14 protein-coding genes are annotated in these 15357 nt (G+C 41.9%); 6 read left to right on the plus strand and 8 right to left on the minus strand.

All coding sequences use genetic code 11. The annotated features are described in order from the left end of the window. Positions 1-74 precede the first annotated feature (74 nt). From lon to ACLI1A_RS06440, 3 genes are all read left to right on the plus strand, one after another. Entirely contained in the window at positions 75-2525 is a 2451-nt protein-coding gene (lon, locus tag ACLI1A_RS06430; RefSeq protein ID WP_411407302.1) for an endopeptidase La, read from the plus strand. A 134-nt stretch (positions 2526-2659) separates the two neighbouring features. Continuing rightward, complete coding sequence (gene porQ, locus ACLI1A_RS06435) at positions 2660-3679, plus strand: type IX secretion system protein PorQ (RefSeq protein WP_411408028.1); 1020 nt, start codon at positions 2660-2662, stop codon at positions 3677-3679. A gap of 111 nt (positions 3680-3790) precedes the next feature. Continuing rightward, entirely contained in the window at positions 3791-5164 is a 1374-nt protein-coding gene (locus ACLI1A_RS06440) for a nucleoside permease (RefSeq protein ID WP_411407304.1), read from the plus strand. Between the two features lie 21 nt (positions 5165-5185). On the opposite strand, the gene ACLI1A_RS06445 is transcribed toward ACLI1A_RS06440, so the two are convergent. The 5 genes from ACLI1A_RS06445 to ACLI1A_RS06465 all read right to left on the minus strand — a co-directional run bounded on the left by ACLI1A_RS06445 (position 5186) and on the right by ACLI1A_RS06465 (position 11197). Continuing rightward, positions 5186-5884: a hypothetical protein gene (locus ACLI1A_RS06445; RefSeq protein WP_411407306.1), complete on the minus strand. Its 699-nt coding sequence runs from the start codon at positions 5882-5884 to the stop codon at positions 5186-5188. A 187-nt stretch (positions 5885-6071) separates the two neighbouring features. Next, entirely contained in the window at positions 6072-7901 is a 1830-nt protein-coding gene (locus ACLI1A_RS06450) for an ABC transporter ATP-binding protein (protein WP_411407308.1), read from the minus strand. A gap of 4 nt (positions 7902-7905) precedes the next feature. Next, positions 7906-9633, minus strand: a complete 1728-nt coding sequence (locus ACLI1A_RS06455) for a phospho-sugar mutase (RefSeq protein WP_411407310.1) — start codon at positions 9631-9633, stop codon at positions 7906-7908. 41 nt (positions 9634-9674) lie between these two features. Further along, positions 9675-10625, minus strand: coding sequence for a glycosyltransferase family 2 protein (locus ACLI1A_RS06460; RefSeq protein WP_411407312.1), 951 nt, complete (start codon positions 10623-10625; stop codon positions 9675-9677). 5 nt (positions 10626-10630) lie between these two features. Then, on the minus strand, positions 10631-11197 hold the full coding sequence (locus tag ACLI1A_RS06465) for a DUF4199 domain-containing protein (protein ID WP_411407314.1): 567 nt from the start codon (positions 11195-11197) through the stop codon (positions 10631-10633). A gap of 233 nt (positions 11198-11430) precedes the next feature. Between ACLI1A_RS06465 and ACLI1A_RS06470 the strand changes: the two genes are divergently transcribed. Further along, positions 11431-11682 carry a type B 50S ribosomal protein L31 gene (locus ACLI1A_RS06470; RefSeq protein ID WP_411407316.1) on the plus strand — a complete coding sequence of 84 codons (252 nt, stop codon included), beginning with the start codon at positions 11431-11433 and terminating at the stop codon, positions 11680-11682. 110 nt (positions 11683-11792) lie between these two features. On the opposite strand, the gene ACLI1A_RS06475 is transcribed toward ACLI1A_RS06470, so the two are convergent. Further along, the gene (locus ACLI1A_RS06475) at positions 11793-12911 is read right to left on the minus strand and encodes a GTP cyclohydrolase (RefSeq protein ID WP_411407318.1); all 1119 of its coding nucleotides are present in this window, start codon (positions 12909-12911) and stop codon (positions 11793-11795) included. A gap of 8 nt (positions 12912-12919) precedes the next feature. After that, a complete protein-coding gene (locus tag ACLI1A_RS06480; RefSeq protein ID WP_411407320.1) occupies positions 12920-13924 on the minus strand; it encodes a transporter in 1005 nt (334 codons plus the stop codon). Between the two features lie 128 nt (positions 13925-14052). Here ACLI1A_RS06480 and ACLI1A_RS06485 point away from each other — a divergent pair, with 128 nt between their 5' ends. Continuing rightward, entirely contained in the window at positions 14053-14337 is a 285-nt protein-coding gene (locus ACLI1A_RS06485; RefSeq protein WP_411407322.1) for a DUF4834 family protein, read from the plus strand. A 12-nt stretch (positions 14338-14349) separates the two neighbouring features. On the opposite strand, the gene ACLI1A_RS06490 is transcribed toward ACLI1A_RS06485, so the two are convergent. After that, positions 14350-14691 carry a potassium channel family protein gene (locus tag ACLI1A_RS06490; protein ID WP_411407324.1) on the minus strand — a complete coding sequence of 114 codons (342 nt, stop codon included), beginning with the start codon at positions 14689-14691 and terminating at the stop codon, positions 14350-14352. Between the two features lie 70 nt (positions 14692-14761). Here ACLI1A_RS06490 and ACLI1A_RS06495 point away from each other — a divergent pair, with 70 nt between their 5' ends. Then, a complete protein-coding gene (locus tag ACLI1A_RS06495) occupies positions 14762-15349 on the plus strand; it encodes a glutathione peroxidase (RefSeq protein ID WP_411407326.1) in 588 nt (195 codons plus the stop codon). Positions 15350-15357 lie beyond the last annotated feature (8 nt).

Genomic DNA, 15357 nt, shown 5'->3' on the forward strand with positions numbered 1-15357 from the left:
GTACAGCGTTTTATGTAAAAAATGCTGCAGCGTGCCTGTACGGTTATAAATGACAAAATGACCTGTAAACTGATATGTCTAAACAAAGAATTCTAAATATTGACAGTTTGTCACTAAACGAACTGGATACCGATGCCGATCTTATTCCGCTAATGACTCCCGAAGACGAGGAGGAGATGAATAATGAGGAGCTTCCGGCTACGCTACCCATACTGCCGCTGCGTAATATGGTGTTGTTTCCCGGCGTGGTAATACCCATTACTGCAGGCAGGGATAAATCCATCCGCCTTATAAACGATGCTAATGCCGAAGGTAAGGTAATAGGTGTTGTAGCACAGAAAGACGAAAGGGTAGAAGAGCCCGGTGCCGGCGATGTACACACTGTGGGTACTGTAGCACGCATATTGCGTGTGCTGAAAATGCCCGATGGTAATACTACCGTAATTATTCAGGGTAAAAAGCGTTTTGAAATTGCTGAGGTGGTTAGCGATCAGCCGTACCTTAAAGCTACAATACGCGAGTTTTCTGAGCAGCGACCGGATGAAGGAGATGGTGAGTTTACTACCATTATCGATTCTATTAAAGAGCTTGCTATCCAGATTATAAAAGAAAGCCCGAACATTCCTACTGAGGCTACTTTTGCCATAAAAAATATAGAAAGCGATTCGTTCCTGGTAAACTTCGTTTCCAGCAACATGAACCTTCCTGTAACTGATAAGCAGAACTTGCTTGCGGTGAGTAACCTTAAAGACCGTGCACTTGAAACACTTCGTTTTATGAACCTTGAGCTGCAAAAGCTTGAGCTTAAAAACGACATACAAAGCAAGGTGCGTTTTGACCTGGACCAGCAACAGCGTGAGTATTTCCTGCACCAGCAGATGAAAACCATACAGGAAGAGTTGGGTGGCGTAAGCCACGACCAGGAAATAGAGGAAATGCGTACCAAGGCAAAAACCAAAAAGTGGAACGAAAAAACCTCGGCACAGTTTGATAAGGAACTGGCCAAGCTACAGCGTATGAACCCGCAGGTGGCAGAGTATGCCATTCAGCGTAATTATATAGAATTGCTGCTGGATTTGCCGTGGAATGAATACAGTAAGGATAACTTCGACCTGAAGCGTGCCGATAAAATACTGCACCGCGACCATTATGGGCTTGACGATGTTAAGAAACGTATTATAGAATACCTTGCCGTACTGAAGCTGCGCAAGGATATGAAATCGCCTATACTGTGCCTTTATGGCCCTCCGGGTGTGGGTAAAACCAGTATTGGCAAAAGCGTAGCCGAAGCCCTTGGACGCGAGTACATCCGTATTTCATTGGGTGGGCTTCGTGATGAGGCTGAGATACGCGGACACCGCAAAACCTACATAGGGGCTATGCCGGGGCGTATCATCCAGAGTCTTAAAAAGGCGGGTACCAGTAATCCTGTGTTTGTGCTTGACGAAATAGACAAGCTGAGCAACAGCCACCAGGGCGATCCGTCATCGGCATTGCTTGAAGTGCTGGATCCTGAACAAAATAAAGAGTTTTACGATAACTTCCTTGAAATGGGCTTCGACCTGAGCAAGGTAATGTTCATTGCTACCTCAAACAATATGGCTACCATACAGCCTGCCCTGCGCGACCGTATGGAGGTAATAAACATGACCGGCTATACCATAGAGGAAAAAGTGGAAATAGCCCGCAAACACCTGTTGCCAAAACAGATTACGGAGCATGGAATTACTTTAAAAGATGTAACTATAGGTAAAAAACAGCTTGAAAAGATAGTTACCGGCTATACCCGAGAAAGTGGTGTGCGTGGCCTGGAAAAACAGCTTGCCAAGGTGGTGCGTAATGTAGCCAAATCTATAGCCATGGAGGAGGAATACAACGTTAAGGTAACCGATGAGGATATAATAAAGATACTTGGAGCACCAAAAATGGAGCGCGACAAGTATGAAACCAATGAAGTGGCCGGTGTGGTTACTGGCCTTGCCTGGACCAGCGTAGGCGGCGATATACTGTTTATAGAGTCGTTACTAAGCAAAGGTAAAGGCAACCTTACCATGACGGGTAACCTGGGTACGGTAATGAAGGAATCGGCTACTATAGCACTAGAATACATAAAAGCCAATGCAGAGGATATAGGCATTAGCCCGGAGGTGATAAACAACTACAACGTACACATACACGTGCCTGAAGGTGCTACACCTAAGGATGGTCCAAGTGCCGGTATAGCCATGCTTACATCGCTGGTGTCGTCTTTTACACAAAAAAGGGTGAAGAAAAACCTTGCCATGACAGGCGAAATCACCCTGCGCGGACGTGTGCTTCCGGTAGGAGGCATCAAGGAAAAAATACTGGCTGCCAAGCGTGCCGGTATTAAGGAAATCATCCTTTGTGAAGAAAACAGGCGCGATATAGAAGAAATAAAGCAGGATTACCTGGAGGGGGTTACATTCCACTACGTACGTTATATGCACGAGGTACTGGAAAATGCCATTACCGACCAAAAGGCTAAGAATGCAAAAACACTCTAAGAAATAGCTCAGCTTATAAATAACTGGGCAAACTTATAATATCAAAAACGGCTAAAAATCTTAGCCGTTTTTTTGTTTAAAAAATAATATCTTCGCAACTGCGTTATACTAATGCAAATCGCCATACAATAATGATGTTTAAAAACCGGTACTTACTATTGTTTCTGCTTGCCTCCATGGCATCTTTTGCCCAGATAGGGGGTAAGTATACCTACCAGTTTTTAAACCTTGTTACCTCACCACGTCAGGCAGCGCTGGGCGGAAAAGTAGTTACACTTTACGATGAAGACGTTAACCAGGCTATTTTTAACCCGGCTACCATTAATGCCGAAATGGACAACCACCTTTCTGTAAATTACGGCAGTTATTATGGCGAAGTAACATACGGTACTGCGGCTTATGCTTATACTTACGACCGACACGTACAAACCTTTCACATGGGGGTAAACTACGTAAACTACGGCGATTTTGCCGGATATGATGAGCAGGGCACCAGTACAGGTACATTTTCGGGTAGTGAAATTGCACTTTCGTTTGGGTATGCCTATAATGTTCCGTACACAGATATTTATCTTGGTGCTAATGCCAAGCTGATTTCATCTACCCTGGAGAGTTACAACTCGTGGGGTGGTGCTGTAGATTTGGGGGGTATTTATATTGATGAAGATAACGATATAAACATTGGCCTTGCCATAAGGAACATAGGTACGCAGTTTACTACCTATGCCGGCCAGTACGAACCACTTCCACTGGAGGTAATAGCCGGTATAAGCCAGGAGGTAGAAAACGTGCCGGTGCGCTGGCACCTTACCCTGGAAAACCTGCAACAATGGAACATAGCCTTTAGCAATCCTAACCGCGCTACCGAAGACCTGGATGGCACTACCACTGAGGAGAAGGTGTCTTTTTTTAATAACGCCATGCGCCACGTAATAGTAGGTGCCGAGCTTTTTCCGGGTAAGAGCTTTAATATAAGGGCGGGGTACAATTTCCGCCGTTCGCAGGAGCTTGGCCTTGTAGATAAGCGTACTTTTGCGGGTATCTCGGCGGGTTTTTCACTGCGCTTTAACAGCCTTCGCTTAGATTACTCTTACTCCCGCTACACCATAGCAGCTGCTACCAGCCTTTTCGGGCTTACCATAAACCTGCAATAAAATAACTTTTTGCGCTAACGTTGTAATATTTAACGAGGTTCTGTTTTTTAAAAACGAAAAATAGTGATAGTTTTACCTTCGTTAATAATATGTTAATACATACAACGCTATATGGGTATTAAAAACCGTCTTGTTTTAATGAGCTTCCTACAGTTTTTTGTTTGGGGAGCGTGGCTTATCACTATTGCAAATTACTGGTTTGGTACCCGCCATTGGGATAGCGCCCAGTTTGGCCTTGTATTTGGCACCATGGGTATCGCCTCTATATTTATGCCTACGTTTACCGGTATTATTGCCGATAAGTGGATTAATGCCGAAAAACTTTACGGTACATTACAAATATTATACGCAGGAGTGCTTTTTTATATTCCTCAGGTTGCTGACCCGGGTACTTTTGTAAATGTAATGCTTGCCGCTATGTGCTGCTATATGCCCACTATTGCGCTAAGCAATTCTGTATCTTATACTCTCCTCAAAAACAATGGGGGCGATGTGGTTAAAGATTTTCCGCCTATACGTGTTTGGGGCACCATAGGCTTTATAGCCGCTATGTGGATTACCAACCTTACCGGGAGCAAGGCTAATGAATACCAGTTTTATATTGCAGGTATAGCCGCTGTAGGTTTAGGAATTTATGCCTTTACCCTGCCGCCCTGCAAACCGCAAAACAGTAAGAGTGATGCTACTTTTGTAGAAACCCTGGGGCTTGAAGCCTTTAAGTTGTTTGCCAATTATAAAACCGCACTGTTCTTTGTATTCTCAATGTTTTTGGGCGGTGCGTTACAGTTGACCAATGCCTATGGCGATGTGTTCCTTGACGAGTTTAAGCATTTTCCTAAATATGCCGATTCGTTTGTAGTAAAGTATTCTACCATCATCATGTCTATATCGCAGGTTAGCGAAACGCTATTTATTCTGGCTATTCCTTTCTTCCTAAGGCGTTTTGGTATTAAGCAGGTTATGCTCATCAGCATGCTGGCGTGGGTACTGCGTTTCGGCCTGTTTGCCTTTGGCGACCCGGTTAATGGCCTGTGGATGATTATCATGTCGTGCATTGTATACGGTATGGCCTTCGATTTCTTTAATATATCAGGCTCACTATTTATAGAAACCACTACAAAGCAAAATATACGTTCATCTGCCCAGGGTATTTTTATGATGATGACTAATGGTTTTGGGGCATGGGGTGGTAGCACCATAGCCGGATGGGTTATTGGAAAATACTTTACCGAGAAATTTACAACCGTTAATGCCCTTGCATCTCACCTTGATACAACAGAAAGTAATAACCATTTGCTTGGATTTATAAAAGAAAGGGGCGCTACGGTTGCTACAGATGGTACTCTTAGCACTGCCATAGAGCTGCGTGACTGGCACAACATCTGGCTGGCGTTTGCGGCCTATGCACTGGTAATAGCCATAGCTTTTGCCTTGATGTTTAAACACAAGCACGACCCTAAAGCCGTAGAAAATATAAGCCACTAATCAGTGGCTTTTTTTATGTTCTTAGATTAAGATGTCACTTTCCAGGTCTGATTTTTCTATAATGAAATCAAATCCTAATTTGTTCATTAGTTCTGTTACCAGTCTTTTATACCAGTTTTCAGATTTCGGGTGAATGTAAATCCGTTCTATCAGTTTATTAATATCCACATCTATCTTTAACCCCTCGTTGATTTCCATGTTAAAGCGCGAAACATTTGTTACAATACGTACTTCCTTTTCGTACTGAAAGCTATGCCTCTTAAACAGGAACGGGAAAAACTCGTTGTCAAACGGTATAAACTCCTTTTTGTAGTCGATATATTTAACGTCGCCTATGTATTGCTCAAAACGCGTTTCGGGCTGCATGGCTTCCTGTAAGCGCCCTATGGTGCTTTGTATGGCCAGTCCTTCGTTGTTTCGGGTAAAAATCTGCCACATGGCAAAACTCTCATACGGATTAATGTGCCAACTGCTCACCACAATGTTTTTCCGCAGGTTTTTATACCGGTCTAAGAATCCCGGTTCGTTTATAGAAAGGCGTTTCATTTCCTCAAACGTGGGTTCGCTGAATGTGCCTTCGTATTGGTCTTCAAACTTGTCTGAACGCGCCATAAAGAGCTTCCGCGCCATAAGAAGATCCAGGAATTTAGATAAGTCAAGGTACTTCCATACCACGGTATCAGGGTCGGGTAGCGGAATGTGTTCGTTACAAACGTACATAGCTATAAGGTGCTTTTAAGGTATTGGTTTCCTAAAGGTACGGTAAAAACAGACTTGTACGGATTATATTTTTGTTATTGTTTACGCTGGAGGTGGATAAAAAAATAGCCGCAAGTTACTGCGGCTATAAATGTATTTTAAGTTCGGTCTTTACGAATTACCAAATGACCGCATAACCGAATAAACATTATTCAAAAGACTGCATCATTACAAGTTTCTTATAAGTCCCGTCGAGTGCAATAAGCTCGTCATGAGTGCCTTGTTCTACAATTTTACCGTGTTTCATTACTACGATAACATCGGCTTTTTGTATGGTACTTAGCCTGTGCGCAATAACTACCGAAGTACGGTTTTGCATCATATTATCCAGTGCCTGTTGTACCAGCTTTTCACTTTCGGTATCCAGCGCTGAAGTGGCTTCGTCAAGTATCATAATCGGCGGGTTTTTCAGTACCGCACGCGCTATGCTTATACGTTGTTTTTGTCCACCCGATAGCTTACCGCCACCGTCACCTATATTGGTGTCAATGCCGTTTTCAAGCCCCTGAATAAACTCATAGGCATTAGCTACTTTAAGCGCTGCTATAAGCTCTTCGTCAGTAGCATCAGGTTTACCCACAAGGAGGTTGTTCCTTACGGTGTCATTAAACAAAATACTGTCTTGGGTAACAAGCCCGGTAAGGCTGCGTAGTGATTGCAGTTTTAGGTCGCGTATATCCAGGCCGTCTATTTTTATAGCACCATCGTTTACATCATAAAAACGGGTAAGAAGACTGGCTATGGTACTTTTTCCTGAACCCGACTGGCCTACCAATGCTATGGTTTTTCCTTTAGGTACGGTAAGGGAAAAATCAGTAAGTACATTTTTTTCACTTGTATAACTGAAGGTAATGTTTTCGAGTGTAATGCCTGTAACAAAGTCGTTTTTTTCTATTGCATCCGGTTTGTCATCTATGGCTACAGGAGCTTCCAGTATTTGCACAATACGCTCAGCCGAGGCGGTACCACGCTTTAACCCATAACTTGCTTTAGAAATATCTTTGGCAGGCGTAAGGATGTTATACGCCATAAGGATGTAGCCTAAAAAGAAACCAGCTTCCATAGTTTTATCTTCAAAAACCAGGTAGCCACCATATACTAACAATACCGATATAATCAGTATTCCAAGGAATTCACTCATTGGTGACGCTAAATTTTGTCTGTTTGCAACAGTGTTGCTGTGATCAAAAAGCTTATCGCTGGTGGTGTTGAATTTCTTGCCAAAAATTGGTTCGGCCGTAAATGATTTTATGATCTTTAATCCCGCTAATGTTTCTTCTAAGACAGAAAGTACCTGGCCTTGTTCTTGTTGTAGTAGTAGTGACTTCTTTTTTAAGCTTTTACCTACTTTTGAAACAAGGAAACCTGCAACAGGAATGAATACAAATACAAACGTTGTGAGCTTAATGCTTAATGCCATCATAACACCCAATGTAAACAATATAGTCAACGGTTCTTTTACAACCATTTCCAATATGTTTTGCATAGAATTACTTATTTCATTCACATCAGTTGTAAGGCGTGAAATCATGTCGCCTTTGGTTGTGTCTGAATAGTATGAAGCAGGAAGCTTAAGCATCTTATCATACATTTTTTCACGAATGTCTTTTATAAGACCATTTCGTAAATAAGTAATAAAATAAACCGCCAGATAGGTGGTAAGGTTTTTCAACATGAAAATAACAATAATCACTGTAATGATATACATCAATACAGTAAAAATACCCTCTTGCTGAATATGGATATTAAGAGTGTAATTTAGAAGATCTTCTAAATATCCCCTAAGCCCGGTAAACCCAGTATAATGAGGTTCATTAATTACGGGTTTTGTGTCCTGAAAAATAACTTTTAGCACAGGTATAACCGCTATCAGCGATATGGTGCTAAAAAACGCGCTTAGCACGTTAAAAAATACATTGAGGCCAATGTACTTTTTATAAGGCAGTGCTAAGCGCGCGATTTTTTTATAATCACTCATCTAATTATTTGAGGTCAAGTTCCTCTACGATATTCTTTATTTTCTGGTCAAGCGCTTCTTCTACACGCTTAAAGTTTTTCACGTCATCCAATGTATCGTTTACACTGAAATAGAATTTAATCTTAGGCTCCGTACCGCTTGGGCGCGCACATATCTTGGTACCGTCTTCAAGGTAATAGATAAGCACATCGCTCTTAGGCAGGTTAATTTGTTCTTCTTCGCCGCTTAGCAGGTTTTTGGCTACAGACGACTGGTAGTCTTCTACCATAAGTACACGCTGTCCGTTGATTTCCTTGCGTGGGTTTTCACGCATGTCTAACATCATCTGCTTAATTTCAGCAGCACCGTCGCGTCCTTTTTTGGTAAGCGAAATAAGGTATTCTTTATAGAAACCGTATTTTACATATAGTTTAAGTAGTTCCTGGAAAAGTGAGCTGGCATTAGCCTTGGCCTGTGCAGCAATTTCGCAAAGGAGTAGGGTAGAGGTTACAGCATCCTTATCGCGTACGCTGTCGCCTACCATATAACCGAAGCTTTCCTCGCCACCGCCTATAAACTCCTGTTCAGGGAAATCTACAATCATTTTTGCAATCCACTTAAAGCCGGTAAGGCCCACTTTACATTCCAAGTCGTATGCGCTGGCCAGTTCGTGCATCATTGGTGTAGATACTATGGTAGAGGCTATAAACTGCTTACCGTCTAGTTTGCCTTTCTTCTTCCACTCACTTAGTAAGAACTCTGTCATCAGCACCATAGTCTGGTTGCCGTTTAGCAGGGTCATAATACCGTTACCATTGCGCACGGCCACACCAAGGCGGTCTGCATCCGGGTCAGTACCTATAACTACATCGGCATTAAGCTGGTCGGCCAACTCCACTGCCATTTTCAGTGCTTCCGGTTCTTCCGGGTTTGGCGATTTTACCGTAGGGAAGTTACCATTCGGTACTGCCTGTTCTGCTACTATGGTTACATTGCTGTAACCTGCATTTTCAAGCAGGTCCGGTATCAGTTTTACCGATGTGCCGTGTAGTGGGGTGTATACTATTTTTAGGTTTTTTCTTGCTTCGGCAGAAGTACTGAATGTAGCATTTACAAGCGACATTTTTATAAACTCCTTGTCTATTTCTTCGCCTATATATTCTATAAGTTCAGGCTTAGCATCGAAGTTTATAGCACTGTATTCCAGCGCTTCTATAACCTGTATAAGTTCTTTATCCTGTGGCGGAACCAGCTGTCCACCATCGGCCCAGTATACTTTGTATCCGTTATATTCTGGTGGGTTGTGCGAAGCGGTAAGTACTATACCGGCCTGGCAGCCCAGGTGCCTTACGGCAAATGAAAGTTCAGGGGTAGGGCGTAGTTCAGAGAAAAGGTATACTTTAATTCCGTTTGCCGAAAATACATCGGCTACTACTTTTGCAAGAGTGTCACTATTGTTACGACAGTCGTATGCTATAGCCACTTTTAGTTCCTGGCCCGGGAACGATGTTTTTAGGTAATCAGAAAGCCCCTGTGTAGCCTTGCCCAGGGTGTATTTGTTTATACGGTTAGTACCGGCGCCCATAACGCCCCTCATACCACCGGTTCCAAATTCAAGGTTGCGATAAAAAGCATCTTCCAGTTCCTTGGGAGACGTTTCCATTAACTGCTTTATAGCAGCCTGTGTTTCGCTGTCAAAGGCAGGCGTTAGCCATACGTTTACCTTATCCAGTAAAGCTTTTTCGATTTCCATAATTGTCTTGTTTTTTATAACGCGTTGATCAGATACTAAAATTATAAAGTTTCGCTGATTTTATAACGTTCTTCGTTGTTTTTTGTACGAAGAATTATTTCACCAAGGAATCCGGCCAAAAACAATTGTGTGCCTATTATCATGGTGGTTAGCGCTATGTAAAACCACGGATTTTCGGTTACCAGTATGGTTTTTTCATGGTTGTACAGCTTATATAGCTTAAGGAAGCCTATGTATGCTGCCGAAAATAAACCTATAAGAAACATTACCACACCCATAGCGCCAAAAAGGTGCATAGGGCGTTTGCCAAATTTTGATAGAAACCAAATAGTGATAAGATCCAGGAAGCCATTTACAAAACGGTTCATACCAAATTTAGAGGAACCATACTTACGCGCCTGGTGGATAACGATTTTTTCGCCTATTTTGGCAAAACCGGCATTCTTGGCAAGTACAGGAATGTAACGGTGCATTTCGCCCGATACCTCTACATTTTTTACCACTATATTTTTGTAGGCTTTAAGCCCACAGTTAAAGTCGTTTAGATGTACGCCCGATGTGCGCCTTGCAGCCCAGTTAAACAGCTTGCTGGGCAGGTTTTTTGCCACAACCGAGTCGTAGCGTTTTTTCTTCCAGCCGCTTACCAGGTCATAACCGCCGCCCATAACCATTTCATACAGTCCCGGAATTTCGTCGGGGCTGTCCTGCAGGTCGGCATCCATGGTTATTACCACATCGCCCTGCGCACGGCCAAAGCCTGCATGCAGCGCCTGGCTTTTACCATAATTACGGAAAAAGCGTATGCCCTTTACATTCGGGTCTTTTTCAGACAGGCTTTTTACCACACCCCAAGAGTCGTCGGTGCTGCCGTCGTCTATAAAAAATATTTCGTAGCTATAATTGTGCTGCGCCATTACGCGCGCTATCCAGCTGTGTAGTTCGCCAAGCGATTCTTCTTCGTTAAGAAGGGGTATTATTACAGATATGTCCATTTATATTATTCTCCGCCTATATTTTCCGGGCTTTCCGGCTTCATGCCCCCAAAAGGATCTTGCTTTTTCATTACCGCTGCTACTATAAGTGCTATAATAATGTGCATTATAAGGCCCCATATATATGATTTAGCCAATGCTACTATGCTAAAACTGTCGGCTTTACGTATTTCATTAAGTGTTTTTGTAATATCGGCTGTTTTAGCACCCATGCCTTGCATCATTTTAGCGGTTGTTTCTACAACGTGCTCCGTTACAACCGGTTTAATGTCCGGGTCTATTACATTGAATATAAAAAAAGTGTAAATAGAGTATATACCCGCGCCAATAAGCATTACTATAAAATAAGTTGTAAAAGCTTCTTTAAAAGAAGCGTATCCTCCTTGTGCTTTTTTTACTTTAGCGATAGCGTAAATGCCGATGGCAAGATTTACAAAAAACGTAAGAATACCTATCCACATGTTTACAAACAGCTTTAGGTCTATGGCATACATTAAAGTTAGTAAAACCACTGAAATTCCTCCTATTACAAGGCCAAAGGTTATGCCGTTTTTCTTTACTGCTTCATTCATGATGCAATTGTTTTGTTTTTGGTTTGACAAATATACGATTTATGCTTTATATGTCGCAACTTCATACCTTATGTTACACTTCTTAAAAAATATGCGTAGTAGTTTGATATTACAAAAATAATTGTACTTTTGCAGCCTGAATTGAATTTAATATAAACAAAGCTGTACCTGAGTTTATACCTTCTGTAAGAGGAAGCCGCAAAATAAGGGCAGCGAAATAAAGAAACAAAAAGATGAAAAAAGGTGTTCACCCAGAGTCTTACAGGCTAGTTGCTTTTAAAGACATGTCTAATGACGAGGTTTTTATCACTAAATCTACTGCTGATACTAAAGAAACAATTATTCACGAAGGTGTTGAATACCCTGTAGTGAAAATGGAGATCTCTCGTACTTCTCACCCTTTCTACACTGGTAAATCTAAACTTATTGACACTGCCGGTCGTATCGACAAATTCAAAAACAAATACGCTAAATTCCAAAAGTAATCTTAGCTTATCCATACAAAAAAGCCTCCTTTTCGGGAGGCTTTTTTATTTAACTGCCGAGCTTCTTAGTTTCTAAGTATTTTTGCTAAGAAGCTCAGAGGCTAAGAAGCTCAAAGGTTTTTTATATACGTACACCTTCTTTTGTGGATTACCGAGTCAAATGATTTAAACAGGTTGTGTACTGCATTATTCTCGTCGAGCTCCGGGGTACGTATGCAGCGTTTTACGCCCAGTTTAGAAATGGCTTTATAATTTTCTGAAAACAATATGGCATGGATACCCTTGTTTTGGTATTCCGGTAAAATGCCTATAAGGTAAAATGCTACGGCTTCCATCTTGTTTTTGGCTTTAAGCAAATGATACCACCCGAAAGGCAATAACGAACCGTTAGCTTTTTTTAATGCCGGAGCAAAATCAGGCATCATAATGCTAAAAGCTACCATTTTTCCTTCCTCGTTCAGTACAAACTTTATCAGTCCGGGATTTATCAGTCCTATATATTTCTTTTTAAAGTAGGCTTTCTGTTTGTCGGTTACCGCTACAAACGATGCCAGTTTGGCATAAGCAGCATTAAACACATCAAACATTTCATCTACATACGGCATAATATCGTTAGATGATGTAAAGCTTAGTGCGCGCACTCCGTAGCGCTTTTGTACCATTTCGCTGCCGCGTTGCAGGGTAGGGCCGTCTATGTTTTCTATAGGGAAATAACCTTCTATGTATTCTTTTTCCTTTATAAAGCCCAGTTGTAATAAATGGTCTATATAATAAGGATGATTGTACCAGCTTATGGCAGTGCCTATTTGGTCGTAGCCCAGGGTAAGAAAACCAGCTTTGTCCAGGTTGCTAAAACCCAGTGGGCCTTCCATGTGTTCCAGGTTGTTTTTGCGGCCTATTTCGGCAACCTTTTCCAGTAGGGCTTTGGTTACCTCTATGTCGTCTATCATGTCCAGCCAGCCAAAACGCATTTTGCTTTTGCCTTGCTCTTTTACTTCCTGCCAGTTAATTATAGCGGCTATTTTGCCTACAGCAACCCCGTTTTTATACGCCATAAAAAACCGGGCTTCGGCAGTGTCAAAGGCGGGGTTTGTTTCTTTGTCAAACGTTTCCAGTTCGTCGCTGACCAATGGCGGTATCCAGTAAGGATTGTCTTTGTATAGCGTAAACGAAAACTTAATAAATTCCTTTATCTCTTTTTTGGTAACGGCTTCTTTTATCGTTATCATGTGTATTGTTATGGTTCTGCAGGCCCCATAGGCTGCTCAAGTTCTTTTTTTCGGGCTTCGCGGGCTGCTTTACGGTCTTTCTTATGTTTTTCCTGTTCCTTTTTCTGTTTTTCCTGTTCGGCTTTTAACTCGTCTTCACGGTCGCCTTTGCCGCCTATAAGTATATCTTTATAGTCGGCATCAAACCTCCATGAAAGTCCCACACCTCCATACAGTACAGAGGGTGTGTCTTTAAAGTTGCCGCTTATAGAGGCGTCTACCTGAAGGTCTTCGTGTATCAGGTATGTGCCTCCCACACGGGCTATCGCATCGGCATAATAGTCGCTTTTTATAGCCTGGAATTCAAGGAATCCCGATGCTCTTTTGCTAAGCCCGTGTGTAAAAGTGGTTATCCAGTTAGTGCTGGGGTAGGTGGTACCTACCTTGTCAAAAATAATATTGTTTACCCATACCCATCGTCCAAAATGGTGTTGCAGTATTACCATACCCTTAAAACTGGTTTTATCTTCAGGAAAGGTAAAAGGGCCTTTGCTCATTACGTGTACACCGCCATACACCGCTACGGCAGGTATTAGGGTGCGCCATTTAAAACGGCGGTTAGCCCACCAGCTTTTTAGGTCTGGTTTTGGGTTATAGTTTTTATCCGGATCGTAAGCTAGGTATTTTGCACCCAATACAAACTTACTAAAGTCGTTACGGTTGTAGCTGTATATGGCATCTTCATACAAATCGAATCGATATTGCATATCTGCCATAAACTCCAGGCTTTCGTCAAAAGCGCCGTAGCGCAGGGCCAGGTCTGTAGTAACACCTTTGGCAGTATTATTTAGTATATTGTGTTTTTCATACACGCCGTTTACGCCTGTTTCTACCTGAAAAACTGATTTACCCACGGCGAAGGCCGATTGCGACTGGCCGGGGCGGTTTGAGTTAATTTCGTCAGTATATTGTGCGTTAGCCTGTAAGCCAAGTGCCAAAAGGGCAGTAAAAATGAGTTGTGTTTTAAAGGTCATTGTCTTTGGCTCGTTTATTGATTTAGCAATGTTACGATTTTCAAATGTAGTATAATTTATTATTATTTTAAGGCGTATAGCCCATTTTTAAACGGCTTAATGCGTACTTTTACAAAAACTTTATGATAATGGAAACAGCATCATTCACCGGCTTGGTAAAAGCTATATTTACTATAATGGTCATTTATTATATAGCCAAGTTTTTAATGAGGCTATTTTTACCTGCCATGGCACAGCAGGTAGTACGTAAGGCACAGCAGGATATGGAAAACCAGCGCAGGAATTACGAAGAACAAAGAAATCAGCAATATACCCAGCAGCAGTATCAGCAACAACAGCATCAACAACAGCAGGAAAAACCTAAAGACAAGCCTGTAGTGGGGGAGTATATAGATTTTGAAGAGCTGGATTAATGCAAAGAAATATCAGGCCCTGTCAGTTATGTCAGGGTCTTTGTCTTTTTTAGAACTACGTCGGGTATTCTTATAGTGATTTTGTAGAGTGTTTATAAAATGGAGAATTACACCTACACCCATTATAATATACAGTATTGTAAAAATTTTCCCGGTGTCTGTTACAGGTGCCATATCGCCCAGTCCTATAGTGGTTAAAGTTACTATGCTAAAGTATAGTGCGTCAAGGTAGCGCCAGCCCTCTATAAAGTGATACCCTACCGTGCCTATAGCCAGTATAACTGCCGTTGTATAAAGCAGTTCGCGGTATTCTTTGTTTTTAAGGAAAGAGAGTATGGTGCCAAAAAAGTGCATAGGCTTTTTTAATGCTAATTAATAGTAGTAAAAGTAGAAATTTCTGTAATTTTATCTCAAATTATTTCACATGAAAAAAATGCTTTTCATAGCCTGTGGGCTGCTTTTAAGCTGCACAGCCCCGGCAATGGCTCAATCTAAGAAAAAAGCCGCAAACACAACGCAAACCCCTATGGAAAAACAAACTATATACCAGTTTAAGGTAACAGACCTGTATGGTAATGCCTTCGACTTTGCCTCCCTGAAAGGCAAAAAAGTAATTATAGTAAATACGGCCTCTAAGTGTGGCCTTACCCCGCAGTACAAAGAGCTTGAGGCTTTATACGAAAAATATAAGGATAAAGGGCTTGTTATTGTAGGCTTCCCGGCAAACAACTTTGCAGGCCAGGAGCCGGGTACTAATCTGGAAATTGCTACGTTTTGCGAGCAGAATTACGGGGTTACCTTCCCTATGATGGAAAAAATATCGGTTAAGGGCAAGGACATGGCTCCGGTATATCATTTCCTTACCGAAAAGTCTAAAAACGGCCTGCAGGATAGCGAGGTAGAATGGAATTTCCAGAAATACCTTATTAACGAAAGAGGCGAACTGGAAAAGGTAGTAAGCCCAAGGACACTGCCTACAGATGCCGAAATTGTAAACTGGATTAATAAGTAACATATAAG

It is taken from the genome of Flavobacterium sp. RHBU_3, assembly GCF_046613565.1.
Taxonomy (GTDB): Bacteria; Bacteroidota; Bacteroidia; order Flavobacteriales; family Flavobacteriaceae; genus Flavobacterium.